At 39.5% G+C, this 11,232-nt stretch carries 11 protein-coding genes; 4 read left to right on the top strand and 7 right to left on the bottom strand.

Annotated features, from left to right (window positions below; all coding sequences use genetic code 11):
• Positions 1–293: 293 nt before the first annotated feature.
• The 4 genes from V7K38_RS05850 to V7K38_RS05835 form a co-directional block, all read right to left on the bottom strand.
• Positions 294–854, bottom strand: a complete 561-nt coding sequence (locus V7K38_RS05850) for a hypothetical protein (protein ID WP_334856169.1) — start codon at positions 852–854, stop codon at positions 294–296.
• Positions 855–1,339: 485 nt separating this feature from the next.
• A complete protein-coding gene (locus tag V7K38_RS05845; protein WP_334856174.1) occupies positions 1,340–1,945 on the bottom strand; it encodes an exopolysaccharide biosynthesis protein in 606 nt (201 codons plus the stop codon).
• Between the two features lie 75 nt (positions 1,946–2,020).
• Positions 2,021–2,896 (bottom strand): lipid kinase, encoded by an 876-nt coding sequence (locus V7K38_RS05840; protein ID WP_334856167.1) that lies wholly within the window; start codon positions 2,894–2,896, stop codon positions 2,021–2,023.
• Between the two features lie 477 nt (positions 2,897–3,373).
• Positions 3,374–4,891 carry an ABC transporter permease subunit gene (locus V7K38_RS05835; RefSeq protein WP_334856165.1) on the bottom strand — a complete coding sequence of 506 codons (1,518 nt, stop codon included), beginning with the start codon at positions 4,889–4,891 and terminating at the stop codon, positions 3,374–3,376.
• A gap of 87 nt (positions 4,892–4,978) precedes the next feature.
• Here V7K38_RS05835 and V7K38_RS05830 point away from each other — a divergent pair, with 87 nt between their 5' ends.
• Positions 4,979–5,740: an amino acid ABC transporter ATP-binding protein gene (locus V7K38_RS05830; protein WP_334856164.1), complete on the top strand. Its 762-nt coding sequence runs from the start codon at positions 4,979–4,981 to the stop codon at positions 5,738–5,740.
• A gap of 45 nt (positions 5,741–5,785) precedes the next feature.
• Here V7K38_RS05830 and V7K38_RS05825 read toward each other — a convergent pair whose 3' ends face one another.
• The gene (locus V7K38_RS05825) at positions 5,786–5,986 is read right to left on the bottom strand and encodes a hypothetical protein (RefSeq protein WP_334856163.1); all 201 of its coding nucleotides are present in this window, start codon (positions 5,984–5,986) and stop codon (positions 5,786–5,788) included.
• A gap of 204 nt (positions 5,987–6,190) precedes the next feature.
• On the bottom strand, positions 6,191–6,850 hold the full coding sequence (lipB, locus tag V7K38_RS05820; RefSeq protein ID WP_442940752.1) for a lipoyl(octanoyl) transferase LipB: 660 nt from the start codon (positions 6,848–6,850) through the stop codon (positions 6,191–6,193).
• A 626-nt stretch (positions 6,851–7,476) separates the two neighbouring features.
• On the opposite strand from lipB, the gene hpf reads away from it, so the two are divergent.
• Positions 7,477–8,121: a ribosome hibernation-promoting factor, HPF/YfiA family gene (gene hpf, locus V7K38_RS05815; RefSeq protein WP_334856162.1), complete on the top strand. Its 645-nt coding sequence runs from the start codon at positions 7,477–7,479 to the stop codon at positions 8,119–8,121.
• A gap of 123 nt (positions 8,122–8,244) precedes the next feature.
• Here the strand turns inward: hpf and V7K38_RS05810 are convergent, their stop codons facing one another.
• Positions 8,245–8,703, bottom strand: coding sequence for a peroxiredoxin (locus tag V7K38_RS05810; protein ID WP_334856161.1), 459 nt, complete (start codon positions 8,701–8,703; stop codon positions 8,245–8,247).
• A 118-nt stretch (positions 8,704–8,821) separates the two neighbouring features.
• Between V7K38_RS05810 and V7K38_RS05805 the strand changes: the two genes are divergently transcribed.
• Positions 8,822–9,949 (top strand): acyltransferase family protein, encoded by a 1,128-nt coding sequence (locus V7K38_RS05805; RefSeq protein ID WP_334856160.1) that lies wholly within the window; start codon positions 8,822–8,824, stop codon positions 9,947–9,949.
• Positions 9,950–10,463: 514 nt separating this feature from the next.
• Entirely contained in the window at positions 10,464–11,168 is a 705-nt protein-coding gene (locus V7K38_RS05800) for a CAP domain-containing protein (protein WP_334856158.1), read from the top strand.
• Positions 11,169–11,232: the final 64 nt, after the last annotated feature.

The raw sequence follows: 11,232 nt of genomic DNA, 5'->3' as shown, positions 1-11,232 counted from the left end.
TCTCAGTTGCACTCGACTTGATAAATCCTCAACATTTAAGAAACTGGTTTGCTAGTTGCTGCTACTGTACCTCATAACAGCCGTAAATGCTGTAACTGTAGCAGTGAAATGGGTTTCTGGATAACAAAAGCATCTAACTTTGTTGCTTATTATACAATTTATTGGCAATAGCAGATTACAGGGGATTGAGTGAAAAGTTGAGCCAGTCACTTGGCGTTAGGTTAGGATTGGATGTAGCAATTTATAAAAATAATAATTTTTTATGGCAATTTAAAATGACTTTGAATTGCTAATTACCATTTTTCAGACCAATAGATAATTTCTGAGGCGGAACTATTAATTGCAACCCCGTAACTATCTCCATGATTCCACTTAAAGCCAGGTCTACCTTTGTCGTCTGTATTTAATACCAGTATTTCATAAGTAGCTGGAAAAGATTCCGTAGGAGAGTCACTGGTGTAGAAAAAAGTTGTCGGTACACCGTTAGGCTGATTTATGTGGTTGTTTGTGTTACCACCTATATATTTGTGCTTTGCACTACTTCTGTATTGTGAGAGTAATTTTTCTATCTTGTTTGGTGGCTCTTTCATCCTAATTTGAAAGAAACTATTTCCTTGTAAAAATTCAGGAGAGTAAGCAATCCGAACGCCTTTAGCATCAGTGGGAATATCATTAGGAAAATGTTTTACTTGGTCATTACCCTTCCATAGTTGATGACGAATTTCTTTGTAGCGTGATGTATCAGTTACTATTTTAGGTTCGCTAGTACTGCTAAAAGTTGTTCTCATAAAAAAGCTTCCCCCGACAATACTAAGACTAGCAAGGGCTAATAGAAATTGCGATCGCTTTATCATCGAGTTGGGTGTGCCTAATCTTTAGAATCATATACCCAACTAATAAACCAAATTAGTACTATTGCGGAGATGCCATCCGAGATATTAATAGAAACTTTGTGTATCCAGGGCAAATTGGAGATAATTGTAAAATTATTGTGAAGCTAGTCAATGATTACCTAGTCAAAAACCGTAGGTTATCCCATTCAAGCTAGTACTGCTGGCGTAGCTAGAAAAATCAACACCACAGCCATCTATTTTTTTCAATTCTTCCTGATTCAGCAATAACTAAGGCGGAGATATAAATAGTAGATGCACCTTAATTAAATCACAGCCCTCGGCTTTTAGTTGGGGGCTTTTTTTATGTTGATATTTTTAAGTTTGGAATAAAATAAATTGGGTTAAAAGTCTAATTTTCCCGGATATGGTAATCAATAAAGTGGATTAATAAATGGTAGATGCACCCTAATAAATTACAGCCCTCAGCTTTTAGTTGGGGGCTTTTATTATTTAAATATAGATGGCAGCAAACCAGGAGCTAACCATAGTGCATAACCAAGAAATCCAAACATCAAGGTAATCAAAATAGTAATTCCGTAGCTGATACAAATTAATAAACCGTCAGATTCGATAGTGGCAACAGTCAAAAGTAAAATACCTATAGTAGGGATAGGATTTGTAAACGGAATTGGTAATATCAGTAATACTGTTAACAAAGAAATACAAAACCCATTAATTCGCCAAATTAAAGGATTATGGGCTATTTTTGCAAATCGGGGACGGGCGATTTTCTGTAAAATTTTGGTAAGATGTCCCAAATTTTGCAAAAGTAACTGGGCGAAGGGACGAGGAAATTTGTAGTTGGCAATTCTTTTCGGTAGCCAAGGCGATCGCCTCCCTAAAACCATTTGCGCTGATAATAGTAAACAAGCACCACCAAAAGGGCCAGTTAATCCTGGTGGCATAGGAAATAAAAAGGGCAAGACTAATAATGTAATTACCAGACTGAACCCTCGTTCTGAGGTTTCTGCCAGAACATCACCTAGAGTAAGTGGTTGTTCAGCTAGGCGTTGCAACAGGGACTTTATATCTTGAGAAAATCTCAGATGCATTTGGCGTGAGTTGATGCGAGTTTCCACATTTTTCGCAGAGGGAGATAACCAGAATAACTCCTAACTCCTAACTGCTTATTTCTGGGGTACTAAAACAGCTATAGCTTTAGATATAACTCGAAAATGAGCAGGAGTGTAAGTAGTGATTTCACCATCTGTATTAATAGGACGCGGTTTGTGAGTATATACTTTTATTTCTTGACCTTGAAAAGAACGTACATTCTCCCAATGTATATGTCGCCCTTGCCGCATGGCAGGGAGTAACAATATAATCTGCCACCAATGTTTTATCTCCAAGCTGTAGAGGTCTAGTCTTTGATCGTCTATTGTGGCATCGTCAGCCACAGCCATACCACCGCCGTAATAACGGCCGTTACCCACAGCAATTTGCACTGTTTTTACGCGAACTGATTCACCATTGATTGCAATCTCCGCAGTAAAAGGTCTAGCTTCCCAAGTTACTTGCAATGCAGTGGCGGCATAAGCAAATATTCCCCAACGGCGTTTGACTTCTTTGGTAAGTCGTTGGGTAATTTTTACACTTAATCCCAAACTAGCAACGTTAAAAAAGTGCTTGCCGTTTACCCAACCTAAGTCGATGCGGCGTAAATTTCCATCTGCAATAATTTTGCAAGCTTCGCTGAGGGAATTCGGAATTTCCAAAGTCCTTGCTAGGTCATTGGCAGTTCCTAAAGGCAAGATTCCCAAGGGCAACTGAGTATCAACTAAAGCATCTACTGCTGCATTGAGAGTGCCATCTCCTCCACCAATAATTACTAGGTCAACTTGATGCTGATAGCGAAATATAACTTCAGCAAGATGTTTTGGGTCTTCTGTAGACTCCTCAATTAAATCAAAGCCGAGTGTCTTCAGATATTCAATCCCTTCCGACAGACTCTTTTGCCCTTGGCGGGCATGACGATTTACTAACAGCAGTGCGCGGGAACTCATGGGTAGTACCTTTTGTAGTTGATATGTCCAATTATCCGCATCTATGTATTCTGCTTTAAGTTGACTACAAACAAAGTGTTTAATTTTTTATGCTATTCATCAATAATTCATTTTTTAAATGCTTATTATGCTGTAGCTATTAATTTTTACTTTCTATTCTATCTAGTTTATCTCTATTAGCCCTTGGTGTGTTGATACTAAGTCAATAAAATTTTTATTAACTAAATGACTGGATTTAGGTATTTTTCTTTGAAAAAAAGATATTTTTGCCAAGATATTACTATAATAACCACGAAATAATACAAAAAAAAAGGATATGTGTTATTGGTAGTAGATAGTGTTCACATTTTTACAAATCTTAAAAAAATTTAATTTTTATAGTTTAGCTAAATCTACTTATTAACAATAAATAATTCAACAGCAAAGCTGCGAAATTCTGTTGCTTACAGCGATCGCAAAATAACTGAAAACTCTTTATTAGTTATCGTATTTCCTATGTTTTTTAACTGGATTCATCCACACTTCTAACCGACTAAATGCTTGTGAAGAAAGTAATGTCAAGAACAAATAAACCACCGCCACAGCCGCGTAAATTTCAAAAGCGCGATAGTTATCGGCGACAATTAGCTGTCCTTTGCGAAACAATTCTTCAAAACCAATCACTGCAACTAAACTTGTATCTTTCAACAAACTGATAAACTCATTACCTAAAGGTGGAATCATCCGCCGGAAAGCTTGGGGAAAAATGATATAACTCATTGTTTGCACAGAACTTAAACCTAATGATTGTGCTGCTTCTGATTGTCCTGTTTCGATTGATTGAATCCCAGCACGCACAACTTCGGCAATGTATGCAGCGCTATTCAAACTTAAGGCAATTACCCCAGCTACCAAACGATCAAAAGTAAATGTCAAACCCAGTTCTTGTAAAATTGCCGGTAATCCGAAGTAAATCATAAAAATTTGCACTAACAAAGGCGTTCCCCGGAAAAAATCTACATACGCCCTCGCTACCCAACGCAAAGGTGCGATACGAGAAAGGCGGATAATACCAATCAGGGAACCTCCAATTAAACCAAATACTACAGAAAGTAACGTCAATTGCAACGTTACTAAAGCTCCCTGTAATAAAGTTGGTAAAACTTGCAAAATTAAGCTAATTGAACTGATTTTTTGAGGTGTACCAGTGTTAGTCTCGTTCTCAAATGGTAATTTGACTGGTAGTAATGGCGGTTTAATTTTAAACCATTTTTGATAAATTTGGGAATAAGTGCCATTTTTCAACACTCTATCTAAACCAGCATTTATTAATGCCAAGTTAGATGAATTTTTCGCCGTAGCAATGCCGTAAAATTCCTCTGTTAGCAATTGCTGTATTACTTTTATTCCCTGAAGATTGCCAGTATCAATAGCATATAAAGTCACTGGTGCATCATTTATTACCGCATCCACATTACCATTGGCCAATTCTTGCAGGGCTAAAGGTGCTGAATCAAAACTGCGAATTTGGACTCCAGGAACACTCTTAGCTTTTGCAGCCCCTGTTGTACCAATTTGGACTGCAATTTTTTTATTTTTGAGACTGTCAAAGCCAGTAATATTTTGATCGTCTGCACGGATTGCGATCGCTAACCCCGCTTTAAAATAAGGACGGGAAAAAGAAATCGTCTTCGCCCTCTCCTCTGTAATTGTGATCGAACTAATCGCTGCATCTACCGTTTTCGCTGCCAAAGCCGATATCATACCATCAAAAGGCATACTTTGAAAATCAACTTTAAAGTTAGCAGAGGAAGCCAATGCATTCATCAAATCAATTGAAAAACCCTGCAACTCACCACCTTCTTTTTTAAACTCAAAAGGTGGAAACGCCGGTTCAGTAGCAACCCGTAAAGTCTTCCCCGCACTAGAATTGACAACACAGCCAGTCAATAACAAACAGCTAAAACTAACAACCACACACCAGCGCAACCAACGTCCAAAAACAAATTTAGCCATATTATTTTCTCTTACTTCTGCGCCCTTGGTGTCTTGGCGGTTCGTTAAAAACCTTACAATCAACTGTAGAGCAGCTTGACACAAGTAATGAACAATACCATTCCCGCGATTATTTTTGACAATATCGAAAAAAACTTTGGTTCCCTCAAAGTCCTCAAAGGAATCACTGGTGAAATCAACCGGGGAGAAGTCGTTGCAGTTATCGGTTCCTCCGGCTGTGGTAAAAGTACCCTACTACGCTGCTTTAATCGCCTAGAAACCATTGACAATGGGCGTTTAATAATTAACGGCATCAACTTATCTAAGCCCACAGTCAACTATAACCAACTGCGACAACTACGAACACAAGTAGGCATGGTTTTTCAACAGTTCAACCTGTTTCCTCATCTCAGCGTTCTGGAAAATATGACACTCGCACCTCGGAAAGTTTTAGGTAAAACACCGAAAGAAAGCGCCCAAATAGCGAGATTATATTTAGAAAAAGTTGGTTTACATGACAAAGCATCTGCTTATCCCGAACAACTTTCTGGCGGACAAAAGCAACGAGTAGCGATCGCCCGGAGCTTATGTATGAATCCCCAAATCATGCTATTTGACGAACCCACTAGCGCCCTAGATCCCGAACTCGTGGGCGAAGTTTTGCAAGTGATGCAACAATTGGCATCAGAGGGGATGACAATGGTGGTTGTCACCCATGAAATGCAATTTGCAAAAGAAGTAGCCCATCAGGTAATATTTTTAGACAAAGGTATTGTGACAGAAAAAGGTTCAGCTTATGAATTACTGACCAACCCCCAAAGCGATCGCCTGCGTATTTTCCTCAGTCGCCTTAAAGTAATTCGTAATTAAAGACTTGCTTTAAACTCTTCACTCCCTACTCAGCACTCAGCACTCTTAAAGGTACTCGCGCAAGAAATCAAAATGATCGTCTTCCCGACACGGTTCAGGTATCAGCCAAACCAAACTACCACTGATGTCGGCTTCAATTTCATCACCGTCGTCTCTATAAAATAGTTCTATCAAAGCTGTCCAATCACGTTCTCTCAGAGATGTTAACGATGGGGCATATACCTGGAAATTATTTGAGTAATTCACGCGCAAAGTTGTGCTTTACAGCCGGAAAAATTTAGTATAGAAATTTGTAAATAATCAGATTCTAGCTTTGCTAACCGTAGTTAAATAGGTATTTTGATACTATTAAATATCGGTTAATTTCATAAGTGTCTCATAATTTAAATAAGACTACTATAGTATTTGTTACATAATTATAAGCTGAATTTACTCAGACCAGAAAAATACTTAAGGTTGCGATTCGATTAATTCCACACCAAACACTTCAGCAAAGCACTGTGCTACATAAAAACGCACTTCTTCGCAAGTAATACCTGGAATCCATTCGGCTAAACTGCCTACAGGTTTATCAGAAATACCGCAGGGTATAATGCGCTCAAAGCCTGACATATCTGGGCAAACATTTAATGCAAAGCCGTGCATACTAATCCAACGGCTGACTTTAATCCCAATAGCCGCAACTTTTCGCCCTTGTAACCAAACACCAGTAAAAGTCGGAATTCTTTCTCCCTGCAACCCATAAACTGCCAATACGCGAATTATCACTTCTTCGAGTTGCCGTAAGTACCAATGCAGGTCTTTACGATAACGTTGCAAATTTAAAATTGGATACCCCACTAGTTGACCAGGACAATGGTAAGTAACTTCGCCGCCTCGTTCAACTCGATGCACATCATATTGACCTTTATCAATATCAAATTTGATAAAATCTGAGTTACTTCCTTGTCCCAGAGTGTAAACGGGTGGATGTTCTAGCAAAATTAACACGTCATCTAGACTGGGGTCATGAATGCGCTGAGTGAGGAGCGATCGCTGCCATGCATGAGCATCTAAGTAAGGTATTAATCCTTGGTTATACAGCAAACAACGGTTTTTGTGTGTTTTCATACTATAGATAATGCCAAAAATCAACTGTATTCAGGACGAAATATATTTCAATTTACAGGATTGGAGTCAATAAATGTTAAGTTTTGCAAAGGATTTTAAAGGAAAGTCAAGGGAACCTGCATTAGAAAATACAAAGTGCTAGCTTGAATATTAACCTCAATAGGTTTTAGGAGGAATTCTCTGCAATAAGCATCATGCCAAGACAATAAGAACGATAAACTGGCTGATGACTCTAATAATCTTGTTTGAAATATAAACAAGATCGACTTCTACAAATACTCTTGTTGTTGATCAACAGTGAGTAAACCTCAACCGGACACAGAAGGAGCAACTATCAAAAGTTCTGTAAGCGTTGTTTTAATAGAGAAGACAGTTACGGCAGAAACTACTCAAATTTCCTCACCAAATAGTTCTATGTGGAAATCCAATTGGATATCAGCGCAGAGATGAGGAGGAAAATCGAGAGTACAATGAGCAAAAAATCAGATGCAGTAGGCTTAGAGATGGCTTACCAGCAGTACATAAAAACAGTTCACAATTTGTTTTGGCGGGAGTAATAGACCTTACCGCAATTTCTTTTCATACAAAGCAAATTCACACATCAAATATTCAGTGGGAGAGTTTACATGAAGCTTGTCATCCACAGCAAAAATATTGAAATCACCGATGCGATTCGGGAATATGTACATCAAAAGATTGAAAAAGCAGTTAGTCACTTTCAGAGCATTACAAATGAAGTGGATGTGCATCTGAGCGTAGCCCGGAATCCTAGAATTAATACTAGACAAGCAGCTGAAGTAACTATTTACGCTAATGGTAGCATTATCCGTGCTGAGGAAAGTAGTGAAAGCCTATATGCCAGCATTGACTTAGTTGCAGATAAAATTGCCCGTCAACTGCGGAAATATAAAGAACGTCGTCAAGATCACAAAACTCATGCCCAACCAACAGAAGTAGTTGTTGCAGAGTCGGTAGTTCCAGATTTAATTGGCGATCGCACCCCCGAACTACCCAACGAAGTCGTCCGCACCAAATATTTTTCCATGCCACCGATGACCCTTGCAGAAGCCCTAGAACAACTGCAACTCGTGGGACACGACTTTTATATGTTCCGCAATTCTGAAACTGGAGAGATTAATGTAATTTACGAACGCAACCACGGCGGTTATGGTGTGATCCATCCCCGCAATGGTAACGGTCATACAAACGGCAAGAATGGGAAGTCAAGCCACACTAATATTGTCATGCCGGAAAAGTTGCATTCTAAATAGGGACTGGGGACTAGGGACTAGGGACTAGGGACTAGGGACTAGGGACTGGGTAAAGAAAGAATTTCTCAGTACCCAGTACCCAGTACCCAGTACCCAGTACCCAGTATCCAATCCCCAATCCCCTCATTTCACAAGCTGTTGCAAAGTTTTCAATGCTTCTTCAACATGACCTTTAAAGTTGAACATTGAATCAAACACATATTGCACAACTCCTTGTTGGTCAATGACATAAGTAACGCGACCGGGGAATAAGCCAAAGGCTGCTGTTGCACCATATAGCTTCCGTACTTGGTCGCCTTTGTCAGTTAACAGGGTAAAAGGTAGATTATATTTTGCAGCAAATTTTTGGTGAGATTCGCTAGAGTCAGCACTCACGCCAACAACTTCAGCACCAGCGCCTTTAAACACTTCATACTGATCGCGGAAGGCGCAGGATTCAGCCGTACATCCTGGTGTGTCATCCTTGGGATAAAAATATAGGACAACAGCTTTTGTGCCACGAAAATCTTGGAGGCTAACTGTTGAGCCGTTTTGAGCAGGTAAAGCGAAATTAGGAGCGGTATCTCCAACTTTAATTGGCATAACAAGTGGTGGTAATTATTTAACAAAATTTTACCTTGTATCCGAGTATATAAATTTTGCTTGATTACCTGCATCAGGCGGGGTAGCTTAGATACTCATCAAAGAAAAAATTCCCCTTATGCGTCTGACTTCACTGGATGTTTTTCGCGGCATTACGATCGCTGCTATGATTCTCGTTAATATGGCGGGAGTCGCAGATGATGTATATCCTCCCTTAGCCCACGCTGATTGGCACGGTTGCACTCCAACTGATTTGGTATTCCCTTTCTTTCTCTTCATTGTTGGTGTAGCCATGACTTTCTCGCTGTCAAAGTATACGGAAGTTAATAAACCCACTTCAACTATTTACTGGCGAATATTACGCCGCGCTGCCATTCTCTTCGGCTTGGGATTGCTACTAAATGGCTTTTGGAATCAAGGCGTTTGGACTTTTGATTTGAGTAGCATCCGCATTATGGGAGTGTTGCAGCGCATCAGCATTACCTATCTGTTGGCTTCCTTGATAGTTCTCAACGTTCCGCGCAGAGGTCAATGGATACTTGCAGGAGTGATACTCATCGGTTACTGGCTAACGATGATGTATCTACCAGTACCTGATTATGGCGCGGGAGTTTTGACACGAGAAGGTAATTTTGGTGCTTATATTGACCGGATAATTATTCCCAAAGCACATCTATATAAAGGTGATGGTTTCAACTTTATGGGAGATCCAGAGGGACTATTCAGTACTATTCCCGCGATAGTAAGCGTCCTCGCTGGCTATTTTACTGGACAATGGATACGCAGCCAAACTGTACAATCACGCACAAGCATCGGCTTAGGATTATTTGGAGTTGGTTGTTTAATTATCGGTTGGGCGTGGGGATGGACATTTCCCATCAACAAAAAGCTGTGGACAAGTTCTTATGTAGTCTTTACTAGCGGTTGGGCGTTACTTTTGCTAGCGGCTTGTTATGAACTCATCGAAGTCCGGCTGCATCGTCGCTGGAGTAAACCTTTTGAAATTATGGGCTTAAATGCGATCGCACTTTTCGTTCCATCGGTTTTGTTGATTAAAATCTTAGTGAAAACCACTATCGGCACCGGTAAAGACGCTCCCAGTACCTACAATTGGATTTACCAGAACTTTTTCGCATCTTGGGCGGGAGTTCTGAATGGTTCTCTATTGTTTGCCATAGTTACCGTATTGTTGTGGTGGGCTGTTGGTGTTCTGATGTATCGACAACGTTGGTTTCTCAAAGTCTAATATTATATCCGATAAATCAGTCGTAATTAGTCAATTGCATCGCAAAGTTTTTTCGGGCTTGTTTCCCTACACTGAAAACAAACGATCGCAACAACAGTTATTTGAGCGGACACGGTATAAACTCTGCCTTTTTCCCTCAAACGCAAATATGCAAAGTTTTTATTTGCGTTGTTTTTGCTCTAAGCTAAGGTTCTAAATTATTGTACTTAAAAGCAGGCATAATCAAATAAAAATATTTTTTGTGGTTTACGTTTGAGTGTTAGCTAGGTTACAACAGGTATTAAGTAATCCTTTTTTTACACTCAAGGAAGAAAGACGATCACAGCGTTATCTATAACTCTTGATAAATTCATTTTCGTTCTTATTAAGGAACTGATAGAAATTCTGATGTCTGGCAAAAAGCCGCTTCTAAAATTACGAATAAAGAAGCGTCTACAAACTTCTCTGTGTGTTGAAAATTATTATTTCTTCTAATTCACTAAATTAATCCATAGAAAAAATTGTGAGGTCATAAATGCATCGCATTAAATTTTGGGTACTTTTACCAGTTACCCTGATATTCGGTTGCTCAAATCAACTGTTTCAATCTAGCCCGTCTGTGGCAAACTCTAACCCAGCAGTAGTTCAACCAACCAGTCCAACTTTATTAGCTAAGGCGAGTTACCTTTCACCACTTGAACAACAGGTAATTGTTGAAACAAATAAGGTACGAACAAATCCCAAATCATACCTTCCGATTATAGAAAACTATAGGAAACGCTTTGAGGGGAATCGAGTCAAAATTGCTAATAATACCTATTTGCGAACTCAAGAAGGAGTCAAAGCAGTTGATGAAGCGATCGCATTTTTGAAATCTGCACGTCCTGTAGGAGCATTGAGTGCCTCAAAAGGTATGTCTTTAGGAGCAAAAGACCATGTTAAAGACCAAGGCCCAAAAGGTGCTATAGGTCATGATGGTAGCGATGGTAGCAACCCCTTTAATCGCATCAACCGTTATGGTAGATGGGAAACAACCGCAGGCGAAAATATCAGTTATGGCCCAAACACTGCCCAAGATATCGTCATGCAATTAATTATTGATGATGGCGTGCGCGATCGCGGTCATAGAAAAAATATTTTTAACGGTGCTTTTAAAGTATCTGGCGTTGCTTATGGAACTCACAAATCATATAGAACAATTTGTGTAATTGACTACGCTGGTGGGTATATGGAAAAATAATTTGAGCTAGCGAGTGGGGACAATACGGTTCGGTTAAAATCCCCCCGCTTTCTTTTTACGAATA

Source organism: Nostoc sp. (genome assembly GCF_036917465.1).
Classification (GTDB): Bacteria; Cyanobacteriota; Cyanobacteriia; order Cyanobacteriales; family Nostocaceae; genus Nostoc.
The sequence above is the reverse complement of the archived record's forward strand: the minus strand, read 5'-3'. Positions and strand labels throughout refer to the sequence as shown.

Coding starts and splice junctions, on each gene's coding strand:
- V7K38_RS05835 (WP_334856165.1), bottom strand. CDS start 4,891: ATGGCTAAATTTGTTTTTGGACGTTGGTTGCGCTGGTGTGTGGTTGTT.
- lipB (WP_442940752.1), bottom strand. CDS start 6,850: ATGAAAACACACAAAAACCGTTGTTTGCTGTATAACCAAGGATTAATA.
- V7K38_RS05850 (WP_334856169.1), bottom strand. CDS start 854: ATGATAAAGCGATCGCAATTTCTATTAGCCCTTGCTAGTCTTAGTATT.
- hpf (WP_334856162.1), top strand. CDS start 7,477: ATGAAGCTTGTCATCCACAGCAAAAATATTGAAATCACCGATGCGATT.
- V7K38_RS05830 (WP_334856164.1), top strand. CDS start 4,979: ATGAACAATACCATTCCCGCGATTATTTTTGACAATATCGAAAAAAAC.
- V7K38_RS05805 (WP_334856160.1), top strand. CDS start 8,822: ATGCGTCTGACTTCACTGGATGTTTTTCGCGGCATTACGATCGCTGCT.
- V7K38_RS05810 (WP_334856161.1), bottom strand. CDS start 8,703: ATGCCAATTAAAGTTGGAGATACCGCTCCTAATTTCGCTTTACCTGCT.
- V7K38_RS05845 (WP_334856174.1), bottom strand. CDS start 1,945: ATGCATCTGAGATTTTCTCAAGATATAAAGTCCCTGTTGCAACGCCTA.
- V7K38_RS05800 (WP_334856158.1), top strand. CDS start 10,464: ATGCATCGCATTAAATTTTGGGTACTTTTACCAGTTACCCTGATATTC.
- V7K38_RS05840 (WP_334856167.1), bottom strand. CDS start 2,896: ATGAGTTCCCGCGCACTGCTGTTAGTAAATCGTCATGCCCGCCAAGGG.